We start from the raw sequence: 24,433 nt of genomic DNA, 5'->3' as shown, positions 1-24,433 counted from the left end.
CGCCAGCACCGTGTTGGTGCAAATCGGCGGATGTGGTCGGATTTGTTGTTTTGTATGGTGGAGAGGGATTATTGCAGTGAATCGTTCTGATGAATGTCCCCTCACCCCGGCCCTCTCCCCAAAGGGGCGAGGGTGAAAGACCGCACCGTGCAATCCCCTTGCCCCTTGGGGAGAGGGTTAGGGTGAGGGGGCTGTTCTACTGATTACCCGCCCACACCACCATCACCTTATCGCCCTTGTGCTCGCGCACAAAGCCGTAGCCTTCTTTCATTGACAGCGTTGTTTGCTTGCCTTCACCCACAGCCGGATGACGGGCGCGGAACTGCCCCAGAAGCTGCCAGTGGGCGACAGTTAACGCCTGTTTACCTGTGACGTCCTGCCAGTTCATATCCGAACGGGTTCCCTGTAGCGGATCGGAGCCTGTCGGGCCAAATGGACGCTCTGATTCATCGCCGTAATAGATCTGCACGCTTCCCGGCGCCAGCAGCAGTAACTCAGCGGCGCGCTGGCCCCCTTCACGGAACAGACGCGTATCGTGGGAGGAGAGATAGCTCAGCACATTAAAACTTTGCAGCTTTTCTGCCATTTGCTGCCAGGTCAAATCCATATCTGCCAGACAGTCCACTGCTTTCGCCGCCTGCTCCTGATAGTCAAAGTTGATCATCGCATCGAAGCCGTGGCGGTAATAATCGCTCTGCATCACGCCGTGGCCCCAGGATTCACCGGTCATCCAGAACGGCGCATAGTCGAGTTTTTTGTCCGGGTTGGCGGCTTTCCACGCGGCCAGCGCCTGGCTGGCCTGTTTTTTCAGTTGCTGCCAGGCTTCAGGCTCAACGTGCTTAGCGGTATCGACCCGGAAACCGTCGATGCCGTAGTCACGTACCCACTGGCTAAGCCAGTGGGTCAGGTAATCTCGCGGCGTGAAATTCGTCATCACTTTCGCGTTGGTGTCGGGCTTGTGTTGATAAAAGTTCGGCAAACCTGACGGGGTTTTTGATTCAGTTTTCAGATCCGGCAGGAAGGCCAGGGACATGGTCAAGTCGTCAAAGCCCGGGTTGTCGTAATCACCGATATCGGTACGGATCCATTTTTTGCCCCACCATTTTTCCCATGCGGCTTTGTCACTGAAGTTGATGTAATCGTTGAAGCTGTGCCAGCTTTGACCCGCGCCTGGCTTCCAGTCAGTCCAGCGTTCGCCGAGCGTTTTTTTCAGCTCATCTCCCTGTAAATAGAGTGCGCCAAACTGATATTCCTGCATATCTGCAAGCGTCGCATAGCCCGCGTGGTTCATGACAACGTCAAACAGGACGCGGATACCGCGCCTGTGCGCGTCGTCGACAAGCTGGCGTAAATCATCTTCGTTGCCCATGTTGGCGTCGAGTTTCGTCCAGTCCTGGGTGTAATAACCGTGATACGCGTAGTGGGGGAAATCCCCTTTGGTGCCGCCGCCAACCCAGCCGTGGATCTGCTCCAGCGGGGAGCTTATCCAGAGCGCATTCACGCCCAGTTGCTGAAGGTAATCCAGTTTGCTGGTAAGCCCTTTCAGATCGCCGCCGTGGAAAGTACCTATCTCCTGCATACCATCTTTATGGCGGCCATAGCTGTTGTCGTTGGTGGGGTCGCCATTCACGAAGCGATCGGTCAGCACGAAATAGACGGTGGCGTTTTGCCAGCTGAACGGCGCGGGTTTGTCCGTTTCGGCGCGCTCAAGCAGCAGCAGGCCATTGCTGTTGGCGGCTGGCTGAAGAGTCACTTTGCCATTTTGAACGGTCGCGGTCTGTTTGCTGTAAAAATCACGCACCACCGTGCCTTCCGGGAACGTGTTAACGACGTCGATCGTGAGCGGTTTGCCGTCCCACTTCGGGCACTGGCGGGTAACGTTTGCGACAGGCTGTGGCGCCGCACTTTGTACCGTCAGCATCAGCGTCGGCGTTCCAGAGCGCGTATCAATACGCATCTGATAAACGCCGTCACGGAATAATCGCCACTGCGGTGGCGTGCCTTCGCACGGTTTGAGCGACAGCATCTCGTTGAGCTTAATGGCCTTTGTCGGCTGCCAGCACGCGTTGTCAAGACTCAACGTCAGTGGACGGGTACCCTTCGCAAGCGTTGCCTGGCTGGTAAAGACGCCGGTACCTTCAGCGTTGAATGCGTCAAATCCCGGCGATGACCAGTCGGCATGCGCGAATGCGGGTAACATCAGAACAGCTAATGCAGTGCGTTTCATTCCATTTTCCTGTCGCGGCATTTTTGACCAGTGTGCCATTCGGCTCAGGGGAAAAACTCCTCCTCTGAGGCTTTCTGCCAGGAGGACGCGTAGGGATGAGTGATCCCGCGCAAAATTAGGCAGTTATCTGCGATATCGCGCACATTTTTCCAGTGTTGGTGCTTTAATGAGCATGTTCCGGATGACATAGTTTCGGAATTGGACTATTTATAGACGTGCTCTTGAAGACTATTTTTGGTACGATTTGAGATTCCGCTCTCAAATTTTGAAGAAAATAAGGTGTTGGAATGCTTATATCCGACCAGGAGACCTAATGATATCGACTCCCATTCGACGATATGGGGCCGCGATACTCATGTTACTCACCATGGCATTTTCAGGTGAGGTGCTTGCAAAGACGCACACGGATACAACGAGTAAGAAAGCCCACGTAATAAAGACGACAAGCAGTAAGGTTAGCAGTAAACAAGAGTATTCTCGCAATAGTGCAAAGAGTAGTTCACTTCCTGATTTGCGAAAATACCCTTCCGGGACACCAAGGAAAAAAGCGTTTCTCCGGACGGTAATGCCTTACATTAAAAGTCAAAATGCCGCGATTACTGCGGATCGTAACTGGCTGATCGCCAAACAGTACGATAGCCGCTGGTCGCCGTCTGAGCGCACTCGCCTGAAAGACATCGCCAAACGCTATAAAGTGAAGTGGAGCGGGAACACGCGTCGTGTGCCGTGGAACACTCTGTTAGAGCGTGTGGACATTATTCCAGGCAGTATGGTCGCGACAATGGCCGCCGCCGAAAGCGGTTGGGGCACCTCGAAGCTGGCGCGCAACAACAACAATCTGTTTGGCATGAAATGCGCAAAAGGTCGTTGTACTAATGCACCCGGCAAGGTGAAGGGCTATTCACAGTTTGAATCGGTGAAAGATTCCGTGAATGCCTATGTGGTGAATCTGAACACCCACCCGGCCTACTCTTCGTTCCGTAAGTCACGCGCGCAGCTGCGTAAGGCGGATCAGGAAGTGACGGCCACGGCGATGATCCATAAGCTGAAAGGTTATTCCACCCAGGGACAGCGCTACAACAACTACCTGTTCTCCATGTACCAGGATAATCAGCGTCTGATTGCCGCACATATGTAATAAAAAACGCCTTCCACTGGAAGGCGTTCTTTTTTCTAGAGCAGGACTTCACTGTACCGTTCCCGGTACTCCTTCGGCGTGGTGTCATACTCTTTCCTGAACACCGAATAGAAATACTGAAGCGACGGGTAGCCGCACATCTGTGAAATCTCGTTGATCGACAGCGAGGTGGAGATCAGCAGACTGCGCGCTTTCTCCAGCTTTTCCGCATGGATCACGGCGTGGATCGTCTCACCGACTTCCTCTTTAAACCGCTTCTCCAGATTCGAACGTGAAATGCCGACCGAATCCAGCACCTGATCGACCTTAATCCCTTTGCAGGCATGATTGCGAATGTAGTGCATCGCCTGAATCACGGCCGGATCGTTTAAGGAACGGTAGTCAGTTGAGCGACGCTCGACCACGCGAACTGGCGGAACCAGCAGACGCTGGAGCGGCAGGGATTCGTTGTCTAACAGTCGGTGCAGCAGCTTTGCGGCCTGATAGCCCATCTGACGGGTACCCTGCGCCACGGATGAGAGCGCCACGCGCGACAGATAGCGCGTAAGCTCTTCGTTATCAATACCAATCACGCACAGCTTTTCAGGCACAGGAATATGCAAATGTTCGCACACCTGTAATACGTGGCGGGCGCGGGCGTCCGTCACGGCGATAATCCCTGTCTGGGGCGGCAGCGTTTGCAGCCAGTCAGCCAGGCGATTCTGTGCGTGCTGCCAGTTTTCTGGCGCGGTTTCCAGCCCCTGATAAACGACGCCGCGATACTTCTCCTGGGCAACCAGCTGGCAGAAGGCATACTCACGCTCCATCGCCCAGCGCTTTCCGCTGGTGGCGGGCAATCCGTAAAACGCAAAACGATGGACGCCTTTCTCCTTTAAATGGAGGAAGGCGGTCTCAACCAGGGCATGGTTATCCGTGGCGATGTAGTGAACGGGGGGGTAATGTTCCGCTGAATGGTAAGAGCCGCCAACGCCCACGATAGGTACGTCGACGCCACTCAGCAACTGTTCAATCACGGGGTCGTCAAAGTCAGCGATAACCCCGTCTCCCAGCCAGTCTTTGATGTTCTCCAGACGGGTACGGAAATCTTCTTCGATGAAAATATCCCATTCGGATTGCGACGCCTGCAAATATTCACCAACCCCCTCAACCACCTGACGGTCATAGGCTTTGTTGGCATTGAATAACAACGTAATGCGGTGACGCTTTTCAAACATGGCTCACTTTCCCAAATTAGTCACGATACGGTTCTCAGGCGCGCCGCTTGGTGGCAGAGTCCATCCAGACTGCCAGCAAAAGAATGGCCCCTTTGACGATATACTGCCAAAACGTCGGCACGTCCATCATACTCATCCCGTTATCCAGCGAAGCCATAATAAATGCGCCCATCACCGCACCCGCCACGCTGCCAATGCCTCCGGCGAGGCTGGTCCCGCCAATCACGCAGGCGGCGATGGCGTCCAGCTCGGCAATATTACCGGCAGACGGGGAACCCGCACCCAGTCGCGAGCTGAGGATCAGCCCCGCGATGGCTACCATCAGGCCGTTGATGGCAAAGACGGCGAGTTTGGTGCGCTCGACGTTGATACCAGATAAACGCGCGGCTTCAAGATTGCCGCCGATAGCATAAATACGGCGACCGAATGCGGTACGTGTGGCCATAAACATCCCACCTAACAGCAACAGCGCCAGCAGCAGAACGGGCGTTGGGACACCGCGATAATCGTTTAGCAGCCAGATGGCCCCCAGCACAATCACCGCAGTAAGCGCCTGACGGCCGACAACCGAGGTTGAGGCAGGCGAGGCCAGCCCCAGCGCCTGGCGACGCATGCGTCCGCGCCATTGCCACGCGACAAACGCCATCAGCCCAACCACGCCGATCGTAAAACCGACGCCATCAGAGAGGTAGCTTTGGCCAATCTGGGACATCGAGGCGCTGGTCGGGGATACGGTAGTGCCGTTGGTGATCCCAATCAGAATACCGCGGAAGGCCAGCATCCCTGCTAAGGTGACAATAAACGACGGGACTTTACGGTAGGCCACCCACCAGCCGTTCCACGCACCCAGCAGCAGACCCAGTACCAGCGTGACCGCAATCGTCAGCGGCAGCGGCCAGCCGAGCCAGACGTCAAAAATTGCCGCCACGCCGCCGAGCAGACCCATCATCGACCCTACCGACAGGTCAATTTCCGCTGAGATAATCACAAAGACCATCCCCACCGCCAGGATCCCGGTGATGGCGGTCTGACGCAGCAGGTTAGAGACGTTACGTGCGCTCAAATAGGAGCCATCGGTCATCCAGGTAAAGAACAACATGATGACGATAATGGCGGCAATCATTACAAAAACTTGCAGATTCAGCGATTTAAGTCCTGCGAACGCACCGGGCGTCCGAACAGCGACTTTGATATCAGACGGGTTGCTTTTCGACATGGCGTTCGCTCCTTAAGGCAGCTTCCATCACCTGCTCTTGCGTCAGGTTCTGGTTGTTCAGGTTGGCTTTGAGTTTCCCTTCATGCATGACCAGCACGCGGTCGCTCAGCCCCAGCACTTCAGGCAATTCGGACGAGATAACAATGACGGCAATCCCTTGCTGCACAAGCTGGTTGATCAGCTTGTAGATTTCATACTTCGCGCCGATATCGATCCCGCGCGTGGGTTCGTCCAGAATTAAAATGCGCGGATTAAGCAACAGGCAGCGCGCCAGAATCGCTTTCTGCTGGTTGCCGCCGCTCAGGCGACCTATCGCCAGTTCCGGCGAGGAGGTTTTCACCTTGAGCCTGGCAAGTGACTGAAGAATACACTGCTGTTCTGCGGCATCATCCAGGCTGCTCAGCGCGCCGGAAAACTGGCTGAGCGCCGCCAGCGTGATATTTTTTCCCACCGCCATGACCGGCACGATGCCGTCTTTTTTGCGGTCTTCGGGCACCATGGCAATACCTTTGGCAATGGCCTGCTGGCAGTTGTCAATTTTTACCGGCTGACCGTCGATATAAATTTTGCCTTCCCAGCGCCCCGGCCAGACGCCAAACAGACACTGCACGGCCTCGGTTCTTCCGGCACCCACTAAACCCGCAATACCGAGAATTTCGCCGCGGTGCAGCGAGAAGGAGAGGTTATCCACGCGCTTGATGTGGCGGTTAACGGGATGCCACGCCGTCAGGTTTTCCACGCGCAGGAGTTCTTCGCCTATGGTGTGTGGTTCGTTGGGATACAGTGCGGTGAGTTCGCGACCCACCATCATGGTGATGATGTCATCTTCGCTCATGCCTTCTGCTTCACGCGTGCCAATGTGCTGCCCGTCGCGGATGACGCAGATGGTGTCGGAAATAGCTTTCACCTCATTGAGCTTGTGCGAAATATAGATGCAGGCGATACCGTGGTTTTGCAGATCGCGGATGATATTGAGCAGAACGGCGGTTTCCTGTTCGGTGAGCGAGGCGGTTGGCTCGTCGAGGATCAGCAGGCGTACCTGTTTATTTAGCGCCTTGGCGATCTCCACCAGCTGCTGCTGGCCCAAACCTAAGTCGCCCACGCGCGTATCCGGTGAGATAGCGAGACTCACCTGGGCCAGCAGTTTTTCGCAGCGCAGCGTCATGGTGTCGTAATCCAGTACGCCGTGGCGCGAGAGTTCGGCCCCAAGAAAGATATTTTCCAGCACGGTAAGGTGCTTCACCAGTGCCAGCTCCTGGTGAATGATAGCGATGCCTTTACGTTCGGTATCACGAATGTGCGTGGCCTGAAGCACCTCACCGGCAAAGACGATTTCGCCCTCGTAGCTGCCGTGCGGATAGATCCCGCACAGCACCTTCATCAGCGTGGATTTCCCCGAGCCGTTTTCGCCGCACAGCGACATCACTTCGCCGGGGTTCAGCCGCAGGCTTACGTTGTCGACCGCTTTCACCGCCCCGAAGGCTTTGGTGATGCTTTTCATTTCAAGTAAATAAGACATAACTGCTCCGCATAGCCCGACAGATGAACAGGGCAGGTCGATGCGCCCCCGCCGGGCAGGGGCTGCGCTGGATTACAGTTCACTCTTCTTATGGAAACCGTCTTTCACCACCGTGGCGTCAATATTCTCTTTGTTGACTTCGATAGGGGTAAGCAGGCGAGCTGGCACGTCTTTCAGGCCGTTATTTAACGTCGCGTCTACTTTAGGTTGCTGGCCATTGCCCAGCTCAACGGCAATTTCGGCGGCCGTATTGGCAAGCTCGGTAATGGGCTTATAGACCGTCATAGTCTGGGTACCCGCGATAATGCGTTTTACACCCGCAAGGTCGGCGTCCTGTCCGGAAATAGCGACTTTCCCGGCCAGACCCTGCGCGCTCAGCGCCTGAATGGCGCCCCCCGCAGTGGCGTCGTTAGAGGCCACCACTGCATCGATTTTGTTGTTATTTGCGGTCAACGCGTTTTCCATAATTTTCAGCGCGTTTTCCGGTAACCAGCCGTCAGCCCACTGGTCGCCGACGACTTTAATTTTGCCCTCGTCGATATACGGCTTCAGCACTTTCATTTGTCCCTGACGGAACAGTTTGGCGTTGTTATCCACAGGCGAGCCGCCCATCAGGAAATAATTCCCTTGAGGCACTTTTGCGATCAAGCTTTTAGCCTGTAATTCACCCACCTTTTCATTGTCGAACGAAATATAATAATCAATATCCGCATTATTAATCATGCGGTCATAAGCCAGGACTTTTATGCCTTCCTGTTTTGCTTCTTTCACCACGTTGCTTAATACCTGGCCGTTATACGGGATAATGACCAGCACATCGACGCCACGGTTGATCATATTCTCAATTTGCGACATTTGCGTCTCTTCGTTGCCGTTAGCGGACTGAACGAACACCTCCGCACCGAGAGATTCCGCTTTTTTAACAAAGATATCGCGATCTTTTTGCCAGCGCTCCAGGCGTAAGTCATCAATCGCCATGCCGATTTTGACCTCTTTGGCGTGGCCGGCAAAGCTTGCAAGCAGGAGAGTAGTGCAGAGCGTTAGGGTCAGGTTCTTTATCTTCATAATTATTAGGCCTTTTTGTAGGGGTATGTGTAGCTGAGATAAAAGAAACATTCACTGCTGAGACGCAGCAAATTTTTAACGTGGAAAGGCCTGCTGGCAATTACAGATTTTTATCTTCTCATTACGATATTTGGTTTATTTCTGAATTTATGACCGCGATCGGATTTTAAAAAGCGTAACCTATTAATTACATTTGATTCTGGAATGCGTGCCGAAAAATAGTTTGTCTGCACATTATTTTGCGAGCCAGCGCACAATTGCGCATTCTCTCAATAGCAGTGTGAAATAACGTAATTGAGCAACCTCCAATGTCTATTCACTATTACTCCAGAAGCAAGACCACGCCGCATACCCTGATTATGGAGCTCAATATGCAAGCTTATTTCGACCAACTCGATCGCGTTCGTTTCGAAGGCACGAAAACGACCAATCCTTTAGCATTTCGTCACTACAACCCGGATGAGCTGGTGCTGGGTAAGCGCATGGAAGATCACTTGCGCTTTGCCGCCTGCTACTGGCACACCTTCTGCTGGAACGGTGCCGATATGTTCGGCGTGGGCTCTTTTGACCGTCCATGGCAACAGCCGGGCGAGGCCATTGAGCTGGCGAAGCGTAAAGCCGACGTCGCGTTCGAGTTCTTCCATAAGCTGAACGTGCCGTACTACTGTTTCCACGATGTGGACGTGTCGCCGGAAGGGGCGTCGCTGAAAGAGTATCTGAACAATTTTGCGCAGATGGTCGACGTGCTGGCTGAAAAACAGCAGCAAAGCGGCGTGAAGCTGCTCTGGGGTACGGCTAACTGCTTTACCAACCCTCGCTATGGCGCGGGCGCGGCAACCAACCCGGACCCGGAAGTCTTCAGCTGGGCGGCAACCCAGGTCGTGACTGCGATGAACGCCACGCATCAGCTGGGCGGTGAGAACTACGTTCTCTGGGGCGGTCGTGAAGGCTATGAAACGCTGCTGAATACTGACCTGCGCCAGGAGCGCGAGCAGATTGGCCGCTTTATGCAGATGGTGGTGGACCACAAGCACAAAATCGGCTTCCGCGGTACGCTGCTGATTGAGCCAAAACCACAGGAGCCAACCAAGCATCAGTACGACTACGATGTCGCCACCGTGTATGGCTTCCTGAAGCAGTTTGGTCTGGAAAAAGAGATCAAAGTGAACATTGAGGCTAACCACGCCACGCTGGCGGGCCACTCGTTCCATCACGAAATCGCCTCTGCGATTGCGCTGGGCATCTTCGGATCGGTGGATGCGAACCGCGGCGATCCACAGCTGGGCTGGGATACCGACCAGTTCCCGAACAGCGTCGAAGAGAATGCGCTGGTGATGTACGAAATCATCAAAGCGGGCGGTTTCACCACCGGCGGCCTGAACTTCGACGCCAAAGTGCGTCGCCAGAGCACCGACAAATACGATCTGTTCTACGGGCATATTGGCGCGATGGACACCATGGCGCTGGCGCTGAAGGTGGCGGCCCGTATGATTGAAGACGGTGAGCTGGATAAGCGCGTGGCGAAGCGCTACAGCGGCTGGAACAGTGAGCTGGGCCAGCAAATTTTGAAAGGTCAGTTATCGCTTGCGGAGATCGCGAAGTACGCTGAACAGCATCAGTTGGCACCGCAGCATCAGAGCGGCCATCAGGAACTGCTGGAAAACCTGGTCAATCACTACCTGTTCGATAAATAACAGCATCCAGGCCCGGTAAGCGCAGCGCCGCCGGGCATTTCTGTCAAAGGAGTCACCACATGTATATCGGGATCGATCTTGGCACGTCGGGGGTGAAAGCCATCCTGTTAAGCGAGCAGGGCGATGTGTTAGCCACGCAGACTGAAAAGTTGCAGGTTTCACGCCCGCAGCCACTTTGGTCGGAACAAGATCCGGAGCAGTGGTGGCAGGCGACGGACCGCGCGATGAAAGCCTTAGGTGAGCAGCACAGCCTGCGCGACGTGAAAGCGCTGGGCATTGCCGGGCAAATGCATGGCGCCACGCTGCTGGATAGCCAGCATCGCGTTCTGCGCCCGGCTATTCTCTGGAACGATGGCCGCTGTGCGGAAGAGTGCGCGATCCTTGAGGAGCGTGTGCCTGCGTCCCGCGAGATTACGGGCAACCTGATGATGCCCGGTTTTACCGCGCCAAAACTCCTGTGGGTGCAGCGCCATGAGCCTGAGATTTTTCGTCAGGTGGCGAAGGTTCTGTTGCCGAAAGACTACCTGCGTTTTCGCATGACGGGGGATTTTGCCAGCGACATGTCTGACGCCGCGGGCACGATGTGGCTCGACGTGGCGAAACGGGACTGGAGCGAAGCGATGCTGGATGCCTGCCAGCTGACGCGCGATCATATGCCTGCGCTGTTTGAAGGCAGTGTTATCACGGGCGCTTTGCAGCCTTCTGTTGCTGAACGCTGGAATATGCCAGCCGTACCTGTCGTTGCCGGCGGCGGCGATAATGCGGCGGGTGCGGTCGGCGTGGGGATGGTGGAGACAGGACAGGCCATGCTCTCGCTCGGCACTTCCGGTGTCTATTTTGCGGTCAGTGACGGCTATCGTAGTAACCCTGAAAGCGCCGTACACAGCTTCTGCCACGCGTTGCCGGGTAAATGGCATTTGATGTCGGTGATGCTGAGCGCGGCATCCTGCCTCGACTGGGCGGCAAAGCTGACCGGAATGGCGGACGTCCCGGCGCTTATCACAGCGGCACAGCAGGCGGATGATACTGCCGGTGCGGTCTGGTTTTTACCGTACCTTTCCGGCGAGCGGACGCCGCATAACAACCCGGAAGCGAAAGGGGTCTTCTTCGGCCTTACCCATCAGCACGGCCCGGCAGAGCTGGCGCGCGCGGTGCTTGAAGGGGTCGGTTATGCGTTGGCGGACGGCATGGATGTCGTGCATGACTGTGGCCTGACGCCATCCAGCATTACGTTAATTGGCGGCGGGGCACGAAGCAGCTACTGGCGGCAGATGCTTTCCGATATCAGCGGGTTGCAGCTGGACTATCGTACTGGGGGAGATGTTGGTCCGGCGCTCGGTGCGGCACGGCTGGCGCAAATTGCGCTGAACCGGGATAAACCACTGCCCCAGCTTTTGCCCCAACTGCCGCTTGAACAGCAGCATCGTCCTGATGCGAAAAATCATGCTCGCTACGCTGAAAGACGAGACGTTTTCCGCAAAATCTATCAGCAGCTTTTACCGCTAATGTCATAAACAGGAGCCGGGTGGCGCTAACGCTTACCCGGCCTGCCAGCCTTCAACCGGGTTAGCTCACAAACCTGCGTGTATCGATGCGTTGCAGCAGCATTGAGAGCAGCAGGCTGACAACCAGCGTAACGGTAAATATCCAGACAATATCCAGCACCGGCCAGCTTTTAAGCTCAACGCCGCGGGTGCGCAGGGCGTGGATCACCAGCGCGTGAAAACCGTAAATGCCCAGCGAGTGGCGAGAGATAAACCCCAGCACCGGAAGCGGGCGGGCATTCAGGGTGTTTTTAAACAGGGTCAGCAGCGAAACCGCGCAGATAAAGACCATCGGCCCGCAGTAGAGATACCAGGTATCGGCAAAGTTTCCGCGCCATTGCAGCTCGTGCAGCGTCCCTCGAGAGATAATAAACACACCGGCGATAAATGCTGCCGCGCAAAGCCAGTTTATTCCTCTCTTTTGCGTCTCCATCATGCCGATGGCGCGCCCCAGCATGCCGTACAGCACGTAATAAAACGTATCGCCGTTGATATAGAGGTTAACGGGCAGCCATTCAAAGCCATCAATTTTCTGTGAGACGGTATTCGGGTTTGCCACGATCCCGATTATTACCATCAAGGCCAGCAGCATTTTACCGCTAACGTTTTTTACCTGAATTAACGGCGAAACCAGATAGATAACCATTATCGCGAAGAAAAACCACAGATGATAGAACACCGGTTTTTGCAACAAATTGAGCAGGGAACGTTCAGCATTAATTGAAGTGAACAGGATGATATAGAGCAGCGAAATGGCGCTGTAAAACAGCAAACAGGAGACAATACGGATGAAATGTCTCGGCTGCGCGCTACGCTCGCCAAAAAAGAGAAAACCGGAAATCATAAAGAACAGCGGGACGCTCACGCGTGAGGCTGAGTTCAGAATATTGGCGACATCCCAGTTAACAGGGCTGATACTGTGCGCGTTCGTGACATACCAGGTCGTAGTGTGGATCATCACCACCATCAGACAGGCTATTCCCCGCAGGTTATCAATCCAGTTAATTTTTGACTGCATCAGTTCCTCTGTATTCCTGATAAAGAAAGTGTGACTGCGATTGCGTAAAACTTTTCCCTTGGAAAATTCTGAGTTTAGCCAGGCTGTCTTGTCGGGAGCTGGCGAGATTCGCAGAATGTTGAACATTAATCTATAAACGTGTTGCTACTAAAAATAACAGCCACTGACCAGGGCGGTAATAAAAATGATGATGAAGCGTGGGGCGTCACTCTTTCTGCTGCTTTTATTAGCTGGGTGCAGTGCTTCTCAGGAGGCTCCAGTCCAAAAAGCGCAGCAGGGGAAAATGAGCCCGGAGCGTTCCCTGAATATGGAACAGCTGTGCAGGGATCAGGCGGCTCACCGCTATAATTCCGAAGCACAGAAAATTCATATTAACGGCTTCGAGCGCTTTCAGGGCAGCTATGAACTGAAAGGCTATACGGCGCGTAAAGAGGGCTTTGTCTGCTCTTTTGATGCAGACGGCCAGTTTTTACATCTCTCAATGCGCTAAATTGCTCGTATAAGCAGCAACCAGAGCCTTCGCAGGTTCTGGCTGTAGGGCTTATTCCCCAATTTTCCCTAAACAACCCCGTTTCGTACTGTATATCTTGCAGCCAGCGGGTATACTGATCCCTTCCATTTAAAACCACACGTATCCAGCACGAAATACTATGCAAAAGTTTGATACCAAGACCTTCCAGGGCCTGATCCTGACCTTACAGGATTACTGGGCTCGTCAGGGCTGCACCATTGTTCAACCTTTGGACATGGAAGTTGGCGCAGGCACCTCACACCCGATGACCAGCCTGCGCGCGTTAGGGCCAGAGCCAATGGCGACCGCCTATGTGCAGCCATCCCGTCGTCCGACCGATGGCCGTTACGGCGAAAACCCGAACCGTTTGCAGCACTACTATCAGTTCCAGGTGGTGATTAAGCCATCACCCGACAACATTCAGGAACTGTACCTCGGGTCACTGAAAGAGCTGGGTATGGATCCGACCATTCACGACATTCGTTTCGTGGAAGATAACTGGGAAAACCCAACGCTGGGTGCCTGGGGTCTGGGTTGGGAAGTGTGGCTGAACGGCATGGAAGTGACCCAGTTCACCTACTTCCAGCAGGTTGGCGGTCTGGAATGTAAACCGATCACCGGCGAAATCACCTATGGTCTGGAACGTCTGGCCATGTACATTCAGGGCGTAGACAGCGTTTACGACCTGGTCTGGAGTGACGGCCCGCTGGGTAAAACCACCTACGGCGACGTGTTCCATCAGAACGAAGTGGAGCAATCCACCTATAACTTCGAATACGCGGACGTGGACTTCCTGTTCACCTGCTTTGAGCAGTACGAGAAAGAAGCCCAGCAGCTGCTGGCGCTGGAGACTCCGCTGCCTCTGCCTGCCTACGAGCGTATTCTGAAGGCTGCCCACAGCTTCAACCTGCTGGATGCCCGCAAAGCGATCTCCGTGACTGAACGTCAGCGCTACATTCTGCGTATTCGTACCCTGACCAAAGCCGTTGCTGAAGCTTACTACGCGTCCCGTGAAGCCCTTGGCTTCCCGATGTGCAACCGAAACAAATAAGAGGCGGCCATGTCTGAGAAAACTTTCCTGGTGGAAATCGGCACTGAAGAGCTGCCACCAAAAGCCCTGCGCAGCCTGGCTGAATCTTTCGCTGCGAACGTCACTGCTGAGCTGGATAACGCTGGCCTGGCGCACGGTAAAATTGAGTGGTTTGCTGCACCGCGTCGTCTGGCGCTGAAAGTGGCAAATCTGGCGGCGTCTCAGCCGGATCGCGAAGTTGAAAAACGTGGCCCGGCCATTGCCCAGGCGTTCGACGCGGAAGGCAAGCCGAGCAAAGCGGCTGAAGGCTGGGCGCGCGGCTGCGGTATCACCGTCGATCAGGCCGAACGTCTGACCACCGACAAAGGTGAATGGCTGCTGTATCGTGCCCATGTGAAAGGCGAAAGCGCGGAAGCGCTGCTGCCAGATATGATTGCGACCTCGCTGGCTAAGCTGCCGATTCCTAAGCTGATGCGCTGGGGCGCGTCTGACGTTCACTTTGTGCGTCCGGTTCACACCGTGACCCTGCTGCTGGGCGATACCGTTATTCCGGCGACCATTCTGGGCGTGGCGTCCGATCGCGTGATCCGCGGCCACCGCTTTATGGGCGAGCCGGAGTTCACCATCGACAATGCTGATCAGTACCCGCAGATCCTGCTGGAGCGCGGTAAGGTCATTGCTGACTACGAACAGCGTAAAGCCAAAATCAAAGCTGACGCCGAAGAAGCGGCGCGCAAAATTGGCGGTAATGCCGATCTGAGCGATAGCCTGCTGGAAGAAGTGACCTCTCTGGTCGAATGGCCGGTTGTGCTGACCGCGAAATTCGAAGAGAAATTCCTGGCCGTTCCGGCTGAAGCGCTGGTGTACACCATGAAGGGTGACCAAAAGTACTTCCCGGTTTACGCCAACGACGGCCAGCTGCTGCCAAACTTCATCTTCGTCGCGAACATCGAATCGAAAGATCCGAGCCAGATTATCTCCGGTAACGAGAAAGTGGTGCGTCCACGTCTGGCAGACGCCGAGTTCTTCTTCAACACCGACCGTAAAAAACGTCTGGAAGATAACCTGCCGCGTCTGCAAACCGTACTGTTCCAGCAGCAGCTGGGTACGCTGCGCGACAAGACTGACCGTATCGCGGAGCTGTCCGGCTGGATTGCCCGTGAAATTGGCGCCGACGTTAACCACGCTACCCGCGCGGGCCTGCTCTCCAAGTGCGACCTGATGACCAACATGGTGTTCGAATTTACCGACACCCAGGGCGTGATGGGCATGCACTACGCGCGTCATGACGGCGAAGCGGAAGACGTGGCTGTGGCCCTGAACGAGCAGTATCAGCCGCGCTTTGCCGGTGACGATCTGCCGTCTAACCCGGTTGCCTGCGCCGTGGCGATTGCCGATAAGATGGACACCCTGGCGGGTATCTTCGGTATCGGTCAGCATCCGAAAGGCGACAAAGACCCGTTTGCGCTGCGTCGTGCTGCGCTGGGCGTGCTGCGCATCATCGTAGAGAAGAACCTCAATCTCGATCTGCAAACGCTGACCGAAGAAGCGGTCCGTCTGTACGGCGATAAGCTGACCAACGCGAAGGTTGTGGATGATGTTATCGACTTTATGCTCGGTCGTTTCCGTGCGTGGTATCAGGACGAAGGTTACTCCGTTGATACCATTCAGGCGGTGCTGGCGCGTCGTCCGACCCGTCCGGCAGATTTCGATGCGCGTATGAAGGCGGTATCCCACTTCCGTACGCTGGAAGCGGCGTCTGCGCTGGCCGCGGCCAACAAGCGTGTATCCAACATCCTCGCGAAATCCGACGAGACGCTGAACGAACGCGTAAACGCTGCAACCCTGAAAGAGCCGGAAGAGATTTCTCTGGCGATGCAGGTTGTGGTGCTGCGCGACAAGCTGGAGCCGTATTTCGCGGAAGGTCGCTACCAGGAAGCACTGGTGGAGCTGGCGGAGCTACGTGACGTCATCGATGCCTTCTTCGAGAAGGTGATGGTGAACGTGGAAGATAAAGAGCTGCGTATTAACCGTCTCTCGATGCTTGAGAAACTGCGTGAGCTGTTCCTGCGCGTGGCGGATATTTCGCTGCTGCAATAATGTAAAAAACCCGCCCCTGACAGGCGGGAAGAACGGCAACTAAACTGTCTCTCTTCGCCAATGGCGCCATAACTGCGTTGGCTGCGCTCGTTCACCCGAATCACTTACTAATGTAAGCTCATCGGGATTCGCTCGCTTGCCGCCTTGTTCTGACGTCATTGGCTTTAAGATACTTTTCCTTATTTACATTTACACTCTCTCAAACACCGTCGCGATCCCCTGACCCAAGCCGATACACATCGTCGCCAGTCCGAACTGGGCATCTTTGCGTTCCATCAGGTTGATCAGCGTGGTGCTGATACGCGCCCCGGAGCAGCCCAGCGGGTGACCGAGGGCGATCGCGCCGCCATTGAGGTTAATCTTCTCGTCGATCTGATCCATCAGCCCCAGATCTTTAATGCACGGCAGGATCTGCGCGGCGAACGCTTCGTTCATCTCAAAGAGGTCGATATCACTTGCGCTCAGCCCCGCTTTTTTCAGCGCCAGTTTTGACGCCGGGACCGGACCGTAACCCATGATGGAAGGATCGCAGCCCACGACTGCCATCGAACGCACGCGGGCGCGTGGCGTCAGGCCTAATTCGCGGGCGCGGCTTTCGCTCATCACTAACATGGCGGCGGCACCGTCGGACAGGGCAGACGAGGTGCCCGCCGTGACCGTACCGGTGACCGGATCAAACGCCGGACGCAGGGTAGAAAGCGCTTCAACAGTGGTTTCAGGACGGATAACTTCGTCGTAGCTGAACTGCTTCAGTACGCCGTCTGCGTCGTGACCGCCCGTTGGGATGATCTCATTCTTAAAGGCACCAGACTGCGTGGCGGCCCAGGCGCGGGCATGCGAGCGCGCGGCAAAGGCATCCTGCATTTCACGGCTGATGCCGTGCAGACGGGAGAGCATCTCGGCGGTCAGGCCCATCATACCGGCGGCTTTCGCCACGTTACGGCTCATGCCTGGATGGAAATCGACCCCGTGGCTCATCGGCACGTGGCCCATGTGCTCCACGCCGCCCACCAGACAGGCCTGCGCATCGCCGGTCATGATCATCCGTGCCGCGTCGTGCAGCGCCTGCATCGACGAACCGCAAAGACGGTTGACGGTGACCGCCGGAACCGAATGCGGGATCTCCGCCAGCAGAGACGCGTTACGGGCGATGTTGAAACCCTGCTCCAGCGTCTGCTGGACGCAGCCCCAGTAAATATCGTCCAGCGCAGCAGGGTCCAGCGCCGGGTTACGCGCCAGCAGGCTACGCATCAGGTGCGCCGAGAGATCTTCCGCACGCACATTACGGAATGCACCGCCTTTTGAACGGCCCATCGGGGTGCGAATCGCATCAACAATGACAACCTTTTCCATTGTGACTCCTTAAGCCGTTTTCGGCGTGCCAACCGGACGGGCTGGCTCAACTGCTGGATAGTAGGGTTCGTTATGGCGCGCTTTGTTACGCAGACCTTCCGGCACCTCATAAAGCGGACCGAGGTGCTGATATTGCTGAGCCATATCGAGATAGCGAGCGCTGCCGAGCGTATCCAGCCAACGGAACGCGCCGCCGTGGAACGGAGGGAAGCCGAGGCCGTACACCAGCGCCATATCCGCTTCTGCCGGGCTGGCGATAATGCCTTCTTCGAGGCAACGCACCACTTCGTTGATCATCGGGATCATCATCCGGGCGATGATCTCATCGTCAGTGAAGTCGCGTTTTGGCTGACTGACGTCGGCCAGCAGGCCATCCACCGCCGGATCTTCTTCTTTCTTCGGTTTGCCTTTGCTGTCTTCTTTATAGCGCCAGAAGCCCAGACCGTTTTTCTGCCCAAAGCGGTTGGCGTCGAACAGGGCGTCAATGGCGTCGCGATAATCTTTCTGCATGCGCTGCGGGAAGCCCGCCGCCATCACCGCCTGCGCGTGATGGGCAGTGTCGATGCCGACAACGTCCAGCAGGTACGCCGGGCCCATCGGCCAGCCGAACTGTTTTTCCATCACTTTGTCGATTTTGCGGAAGTCTGCGCCGTCGCGCAGCAGCTGGCTGAAACCGGCGAAGTACGGGAACAGCACGCGGTTAACGAAGAAGCCCGGGCAGTCGTTAACGACGATTGGCGTTTTGCCCATCTTGCTCGCCCACGCCACCACTTTGGCGATGGTTTCGTCGGAGGTTTTTACCCCACGGATCACTTCGACCAGCGGCATGCGATGCACCGGGTTAAAGAAGTGCATCCCGCAGAAGTTTTCCGGACGCTTCAGCACGCTTGCCAGCTCGCTGATAGGAATAGTGGAGGTGTTGGAGGCCAGTACGGTCTCAGGACGCACCTTCTCTTCCGTTTCGGCCAGCACTGCTTTTTTGACTTTCGGATTCTCAACGACCGCTTCAACCACCACGTCCACGCGCTCAAAGCCGCTGTATTCCAGCGTTGGCTGGATGGTGGAGATCACGCCTGCAAGCTTCAGACCGTCAATTTTGCCGCGCTCAAGCTGTTTATTCAGCAGCTTGGCCGCTTCGGTCATGCCCAGCGTCAGGGATTTCTCGTTGATGTCTTTCATCACTACCGGCACGCCTTTCCATGCAGACTGGTAGGCGATGCCGCCACCCATAATGCCCGCGCCGAGTACCGCCGCGTGTTTTGGCGTTTCAACGTTTTTGGTGAGTTGTTTGGCTTTGCCCTTCACGAACTGATCGTTAAGGAAGATACCAACCAGCGCGCGGGCTTCGTTGGTGTGCGCCAGCGGGACAAAGCTCTGGTTTTCCAGCTTCAGGGCTTCATCACGGCCCAGACGGGCTGCCGCTTCAATGGTTTTCACCGCCGTGATCGGCGCCGGGTAGTGTTTACCCGCCGTCTGCATCACCATGCCCTTGGCGATGGTGAAGCTCATGGTGGCTTCAATTTTGCTGAGCTTCAACGGCTCCAGCTTTGGCTGACGTTTGGCTTTCCAGTCGAGATCGCCGTTAATCGCCTGACGCAGAATGGCTACAGCGCCTTCAATCAGTTTTTCAGGCTTAACCACGCCGTCCACCAGACCGATTTTCTGCGCCTGTTCCGCGCCGACATCTTTACCTGCGGCAATGATTTCCAGCGCGCTGTCGGCACCCAACATGCGCGGCATACGCACCGAGCCACCAAAGCCCGGCATAATGCCCAGTTTGGTTTCCGGCAGGCCGATGCGCAGGTCTGGGGTCGCCAGACGGTAATCAGTGGCTAACACGCATTCGCAGCCGCCGCCCAGCGCGTAACCGTTAACGGCAGAAAGGGTCGGGACAGGCAGATCTTCCAGACGATTAAAGACGCTGTTCGCAAAGTGCAGCCATTGGCTCAGCTGTTCTTTGGGCACCAGGAACAGCGACAGGAATTCGGTGATATCCGCGCCAACGATAAAGGCCGCTTTGTTGGAGCGCAGCAGCAGCCCTTTCAAATCTGATTGCTTTTCAAGTACATCCAGCGCCTGGCCAAGACTGGCCACCGTCGCGGTATCAAGCTTGTTCACTGAGCCGGGGGCATCGAACACCAGTTCGGCAATGCCATCTTCCAGCCAGTCTACGTACAGGGTGTCGCCTTTGTAGAGCATGTCGGTCTCCTGAATCCAGCAATTGGATCTGGTCATACCAGATGAAACGGAGTGTGGAATTTATGTTAATAAAATGCAAATTAGTCATTAAGAAATTGCTGCGCTGATCACGGTCGGTGGAAATCACGCAGCCGGAGTGAGGTGTGCTAAGATGCGATGACTTGAGGTCAAAAAAACGAAAGGAAGAATGATGGACTCACTGGCTTCGCTTTATAAAAATCATATCGTTACCCTACAGGAACGTACCCGCGATGTACTGGCCCGCTTCAAGCTGGATGCCCTGCTGATCCACTCCGGCGAGCTGATGAATACTTTTCTTGATGACCACGCTTATCCCTTCAAGGTTAACCCGCAGTTTAAAGCCTGGGTGCCTGTCACGCAGGTTCCAAATTGCTGGCTGCTGGTGGATGGCGTGAACAAGCCGAAACTGTGGTTCTACCTGCCGGTCGATTACTGGCACAACGTGGAGCCGCTGCCGACCTCATTCTGGACCGAAGAAATTGACGTGATTGCGCTGCCAAAAGCAGACGGCATTGGCAGCCAGTTGCCAGCGGCGCGTGGGAACATCGGCTACATTGGTCCGGTTCCTGAGCGTGCGCTGGGTCTGGATATTCCGGCAGATAAACTCAACCCGAAAGGCGTGCTGGATTATCTGCACTACTATCGCGCCTACAAGACCGACTACGAACTTTACTGCATGCGTGAAGCGCAAAAAACGGCGGTGAATGGCCACCGTGCGGCGCACGAAGCGTTCCAGTCCGGTATGAGCGAGTTCGATATCAATCAGGCCTACCTGACGGCGACCGGCCACCGCGATACCGACGTGCCGTACAGCAACATCGTGGCGCTGAATGAACATGCCTCGGTTCTGCACTACACCAAACTGGATCATCAGGTTCCGGCTGAGATGCGCAGCTTCCTGCTGGACGCGGGGGCTGAGTACAATGGCTATGCGGCAGACCTGACCCGTACCTGGGCGGCGAATGCGGATACTGATTTTGCGCAATTGATCAAAGACGTGAACGACGAACAGCTGGCGCTGATTGGCACCATGAAGGCCGGAACCAGCTACGTGGATTATCACATCCAGTTCCATCAGCGCATCGCTAAACTGCTGCGTAAGCATCAGATTGTCAAAGACATGAGCGAAGAGGCGATGGTTGAGAACGATCTGACCGGGCCATTTATGCCGCACGGTATCGGCCACCCGCTGGGTTTACAGGTTCATGACGTCGCTGGCTTTATGCAGGATGATACCGGTACGCACCTGGCGGCACCGTCTAAATATCCTTATCTGCGCTGCACCCGCGTTCTGGCGCCGCGTATGGTATTGACCATTGAGCCGGGCATCTACTTTATTGAATCCCTGCTGGCGCCGTGGCGCGAAGGGCAGTTCAGCAAGCACTTCAACTGGGAGAAAATTGAAGCGCTGAAGCCGTATGGCGGCATTCGTATCGAAGATAACGTGGTTATTCACGAGAACAGCATCGAGAACATGACGCGAGATCTGAAGCTGGCCTGATGGAAAGCTGGCTGATACCGGCCGAGCCGGTCACCTTTGTTGAGGAAATCAAGAAAAGCCGCTTTATCACGCTGTTGGCGCATACTGACGGCGTGGAGGCGGCGAAGGCGTTCGTCGAGTCCGTCCGCGCGCAGCACCCCGATGCCCGCCATCACTGTGTGGCGTGGGTCGCAGGGCCGCCAGACGACTCACAGCAGCTCGGGTTTTCTGACGACGGTGAACCGGCGGGTACGGCCGGAAAACCGATGCTATCCCAGTTGATGGGCAGCGGCGTGGGTGAAATCACCGCCGTCGTGGTCCGCTACTACGGGGGCATTTTGTTAGGCACCGGAGGGCTGGTTAAGGCCTACGGAGGGGGTGTCCAGCAGGCGCTTAATCTGCTGATAACAACCCGCAAAACGCCACTTACGGAATATACTTTGTTATGCGATTACGCCCAGCTATCGGGTATCGAAGCACTGCTTAAACAGTTTAACGGCGTCATCGCACACAGTGATTATCAGGCAATGGTGCAATTACGCGTGGCGCTTCCTCAGGCGGAACTGGCTGCTTTTTCAGCAAAACTCGCTGATTTTAGTCGCGGTTCATTGCAATTACTGCCGATTGAAGAATAATCCCCACCTCACAATTTTGAATACCTAAGGAAGCGGCAGAGATGCATTTTCGTGCCATTACCCGAATCGTTGGATTGCTGGTCATACTTTTCTCCGGGACAATGATCATTCCCGGACTGGTGGCGCTCATCTACCGGGACGGCGCGGGGCGTGCATTTACGCAAACCTTTTTTGTCGCGCTGACGATTGGCTCCCTGCTGTGGTGGCCAAACCGCCGTGAGAAAGGTGAACTGAAATCCCGGGAGGGTTTTCTGATCGTGGTCCTGTTCTGGACGGTACTGGGAAGCGTGGGTGCGCTGCCGTTTATCTTCTCTGAACAACCGAATCTCACCGTCACGGATGCGTTTTTTGAATCGTTCTCCGGATTAACGACCACCGGGGCCACCACGCTTGTGGGGCTGGATTCACTCCCGCATGCAATTCTCTTTTACCGGCAGATGCTCCAGTGGTTCGGCGGTATGGGGATCATCGTGCTGGCGGTGGCTATCCTGCCGATTCTGGGCGTCGGGGGGATGCAGCTTTACCGGGCTGAAATGCCTGGCCCGTTGAAAGATAACAAGATGCGCCCGCGTATTGCGGAGACGGCGAAAACCCTTTGGCTTATTTATGTCCTGCTGACGGTGGCCTGCGCGCTGGCGCTGTGGTTTGCCGGGATGCCTGCGTTTGATGCCATCGGGCACAGCTTTGCCACTATCGCTATCGGCGGGTTCTCCACCCACGATGCCAGCGTTGGGTACTTCGACAGCCCGACGATCAATACCATCATTGCCATCTTTTTGCTGATCTCAGGCTGTAACTACGGTCTACACTTCTCGTTGCTTAGCGGCCGGAGCCTGAAGGTGTACTGGCGCGACCCGGAATTCCGGATGTTTATTGGCGTCCAGTTGACCCTGGTGATCATCTGTACCCTGGTACTATGGTTCCACGATGTCTATAACTCGGCGGTCACGACCCTGAACCAGGCCTTCTTCCAGGTGGTATCGATGGCGACAACCGCCGGTTTCACCACGGACAGTATTGCGCGTTGGCCGCTGTTCCTGCCGGTGCTGCTGTTGTGCTCTGCGTTTATCGGCGGCTGTGCCGGGTCGACGGGCGGCGGCCTGAAGGTGATCCGTATTCTGCTGCTGTTCAAGCAGGGGAACCGTGAACTTAAACGTCTCGTCCACCCGAATGCGGTTTACAGCATCAAGCTGGGCAATCGTGCACTGCCGGAGCGTATCCTCGAAGCGGTGTGGGGATTCTTCTCCGCTTATGCGCTGGTCTTTATTGTCAGTATGCTGGCGATTATCGCCACGGGCGTGGATGATTTCTCTGCCTTCGCCTCTGTGGTGGCAACGTTAAACAACCTGGGGCCGGGGCTGGGTGTCGTGGCGGATAATTTCGCCAGTATGAACCCGGTGGCAAAGTGGATCTTAATCGCCAATATGCTGTTTGGTCGTCTTGAGGTCTTTACGCTGCTGGTGCTGTTTACCCCAACATTCTGGCGTGAGTAAGGAGACATTGGTGAAAACGTTAATTCTTTTCTCAACGCGTGATGGGCAAACGCGTGAGATTGCTTCATATCTGGCTTCTGAACTCAAAGAGCTGGGCATTTATTCTGATGTGGTGAACCTGAATCGCACTGAACAGATTGCCTGGCAGGATTACGACCGTGTGGTCATTGGCGCTTCAATTCGTTACGGTCATTTCCATCCGGCGCTGGATCGCTTTGTGAAAAAGCATACGGCGGAGCTCGCTAAGCTGCCCGGCGCGTTTTACTCGGTCAACCTGGTTGCCCGTAAAGCAGAGAAGCGTACACCGCAGACTAACAGCTATACGCGTAAGTTTTTGCTGAGCTCGCCATGGCAGCCAGATATCTGTTCTGTCTTTGCGGGCGCGCTGCGTTACCCGCGTTACCGCTGGTATGACCGCTTTATGATCCGCCTGATCATGAAGATGACGGGCGGGGAAACGGATACGCGTAAAGAAGTGGTTTATACCGACTGGGATCAAGTGGCCAGTTTTGCCCGTGAAATTGCACGTTTAACGGACGATTCGCGGGTTAAATAAGCGTTGAGTTTGAAAAGTGAGCGAACGAAAAGTTTTTTGTATTTAGTGCTTGTCACTTCAGAAGAACTCCCTATAATGCGCCTCCACTGACACGGAACAACGGCACGCAAGCCGCCGGGTCAGCAGAGAAAAGCAAAATAAACGCTTGACTCTGAAGCGGGAAAGCGTAATATGCACACCCCGCGCCGCAGCGAAAACGTAGCGGCACTGCTCTTTAACAATTTATCAGACAATCTGTGTGGGCACTCAAAGTGACATGGATTCTTAATGTCCTCGGACACTAAATGAATACCAAGTCTCAACGAGTGAACATACGTAATTCATTACGAAGTTTAATTCATTGAGCATCAAACTTTTAAATTGAAGAGTTTGATCATGGCTCAGATTGAACGCTGGCGGCAGGCCTAACACATGCAAGTC

The 24,433-nt window shown here is 55.3% G+C and carries 18 protein-coding genes and 1 rRNA gene; 11 read left to right on the top strand and 8 right to left on the bottom strand.

Features of this window, described 5'->3' with window-relative positions; genetic code table 11:
* Positions 1-196 precede the first annotated feature (196 nt).
* Positions 197-2,227, bottom strand: a complete 2,031-nt coding sequence (locus ACOTX2_RS22895; protein ID WP_058677325.1) for an alpha-amylase — start codon at positions 2,225-2,227, stop codon at positions 197-199.
* Between the two features lie 313 nt (positions 2,228-2,540).
* Between ACOTX2_RS22895 and ACOTX2_RS22890 the strand changes: the two genes are divergently transcribed.
* Positions 2,541-3,365, top strand: a complete 825-nt coding sequence (locus ACOTX2_RS22890; protein ID WP_022649749.1) for a protein bax — start codon at positions 2,541-2,543, stop codon at positions 3,363-3,365.
* Positions 3,366-3,400: 35 nt separating this feature from the next.
* On the opposite strand, the gene xylR is transcribed toward ACOTX2_RS22890, so the two are convergent.
* From xylR to xylF, 4 genes are all read right to left on the bottom strand, one after another.
* Entirely contained in the window at positions 3,401-4,579 is a 1,179-nt protein-coding gene (xylR, locus tag ACOTX2_RS22885) for a D-xylose utilization transcriptional activator XylR (protein ID WP_038416899.1), read from the bottom strand.
* A gap of 34 nt (positions 4,580-4,613) precedes the next feature.
* Complete coding sequence (gene xylH / locus ACOTX2_RS22880; protein WP_063148433.1) at positions 4,614-5,795, bottom strand: xylose ABC transporter permease XylH; 1,182 nt, start codon at positions 5,793-5,795, stop codon at positions 4,614-4,616.
* Positions 5,773-7,314, bottom strand: a complete 1,542-nt coding sequence (locus ACOTX2_RS22875) for a xylose ABC transporter ATP-binding protein (RefSeq protein ID WP_015572746.1) — start codon at positions 7,312-7,314, stop codon at positions 5,773-5,775. Before ACOTX2_RS22875 ends, xylH begins: the two co-directional genes overlap by 23 nt.
* Positions 7,315-7,386: 72 nt before the next feature.
* Positions 7,387-8,379, bottom strand: coding sequence for a D-xylose ABC transporter substrate-binding protein (gene xylF / locus ACOTX2_RS22870; protein ID WP_063148434.1), 993 nt, complete (start codon positions 8,377-8,379; stop codon positions 7,387-7,389).
* A gap of 371 nt (positions 8,380-8,750) precedes the next feature.
* On the opposite strand from xylF, the gene xylA reads away from it, so the two are divergent.
* Positions 8,751-10,073 (top strand): xylose isomerase, encoded by a 1,323-nt coding sequence (gene xylA, locus ACOTX2_RS22865; protein WP_026080557.1) that lies wholly within the window; start codon positions 8,751-8,753, stop codon positions 10,071-10,073.
* Positions 10,074-10,132: 59 nt separating this feature from the next.
* Entirely contained in the window at positions 10,133-11,587 is a 1,455-nt protein-coding gene (xylB, locus tag ACOTX2_RS22860; protein ID WP_063843934.1) for a xylulokinase, read from the top strand.
* A 52-nt stretch (positions 11,588-11,639) separates the two neighbouring features.
* On the opposite strand, the gene ACOTX2_RS22855 is transcribed toward xylB, so the two are convergent.
* Positions 11,640-12,635, bottom strand: a complete 996-nt coding sequence (locus ACOTX2_RS22855; RefSeq protein WP_022649743.1) for an acyltransferase — start codon at positions 12,633-12,635, stop codon at positions 11,640-11,642.
* Between the two features lie 184 nt (positions 12,636-12,819).
* Here ACOTX2_RS22855 and ACOTX2_RS22850 point away from each other — a divergent pair, with 184 nt between their 5' ends.
* From ACOTX2_RS22850 to glyS, 3 genes are all read left to right on the top strand, one after another.
* The gene (locus ACOTX2_RS22850) at positions 12,820-13,125 is read left to right on the top strand and encodes a YsaB family lipoprotein (protein ID WP_022649742.1); all 306 of its coding nucleotides are present in this window, start codon (positions 12,820-12,822) and stop codon (positions 13,123-13,125) included.
* 160 nt (positions 13,126-13,285) lie between these two features.
* Positions 13,286-14,197, top strand: coding sequence for a glycine--tRNA ligase subunit alpha (gene glyQ, locus ACOTX2_RS22845; RefSeq protein WP_003860141.1), 912 nt, complete (start codon positions 13,286-13,288; stop codon positions 14,195-14,197).
* 9 nt (positions 14,198-14,206) lie between these two features.
* Positions 14,207-16,276, top strand: coding sequence for a glycine--tRNA ligase subunit beta (gene glyS / locus ACOTX2_RS22840; protein WP_022649741.1), 2,070 nt, complete (start codon positions 14,207-14,209; stop codon positions 16,274-16,276).
* 189 nt (positions 16,277-16,465) lie between these two features.
* Here the strand turns inward: glyS and fadA are convergent, their stop codons facing one another.
* Both fadA and fadB read right to left on the bottom strand, forming a co-directional pair.
* Entirely contained in the window at positions 16,466-17,629 is a 1,164-nt protein-coding gene (fadA, locus tag ACOTX2_RS22835; RefSeq protein WP_000416981.1) for an acetyl-CoA C-acyltransferase FadA, read from the bottom strand.
* A 9-nt stretch (positions 17,630-17,638) separates the two neighbouring features.
* The gene (gene fadB, locus ACOTX2_RS22830) at positions 17,639-19,828 is read right to left on the bottom strand and encodes a fatty acid oxidation complex subunit alpha FadB (RefSeq protein WP_063148436.1); all 2,190 of its coding nucleotides are present in this window, start codon (positions 19,826-19,828) and stop codon (positions 17,639-17,641) included.
* 190 nt (positions 19,829-20,018) lie between these two features.
* On the opposite strand from fadB, the gene pepQ reads away from it, so the two are divergent.
* The 5 genes from pepQ to ACOTX2_RS22805 form a co-directional block, all read left to right on the top strand.
* Positions 20,019-21,350, top strand: a complete 1,332-nt coding sequence (gene pepQ / locus ACOTX2_RS22825; protein ID WP_017382602.1) for a Xaa-Pro dipeptidase — start codon at positions 20,019-20,021, stop codon at positions 21,348-21,350.
* A complete protein-coding gene (locus ACOTX2_RS22820) occupies positions 21,350-21,964 on the top strand; it encodes an IMPACT family protein (protein WP_015572737.1) in 615 nt (204 codons plus the stop codon). Before pepQ ends, ACOTX2_RS22820 begins: the two co-directional genes overlap by 1 nt.
* Positions 21,965-22,005: 41 nt before the next feature.
* A complete protein-coding gene (gene trkH / locus ACOTX2_RS22815) occupies positions 22,006-23,457 on the top strand; it encodes a Trk system potassium transporter TrkH (protein ID WP_022649737.1) in 1,452 nt (483 codons plus the stop codon).
* Positions 23,458-23,467: 10 nt separating this feature from the next.
* Complete coding sequence (gene hemG, locus ACOTX2_RS22810; RefSeq protein WP_022649736.1) at positions 23,468-24,013, top strand: menaquinone-dependent protoporphyrinogen IX dehydrogenase; 546 nt, start codon at positions 23,468-23,470, stop codon at positions 24,011-24,013.
* Positions 24,014-24,370: 357 nt separating this feature from the next.
* Positions 24,371-24,433, top strand: a 16S ribosomal RNA gene (locus tag ACOTX2_RS22805); the annotation flags it as partial.

This window comes from Enterobacter cloacae complex sp. IR5412 (genome assembly GCF_049237385.1).
Taxonomy (GTDB): Bacteria; Pseudomonadota; Gammaproteobacteria; order Enterobacterales; family Enterobacteriaceae; genus Enterobacter; species Enterobacter intestinihominis.
The sequence above is the reverse complement of the archived record's forward strand: the minus strand, read 5'-3'. Positions and strand labels throughout refer to the sequence as shown.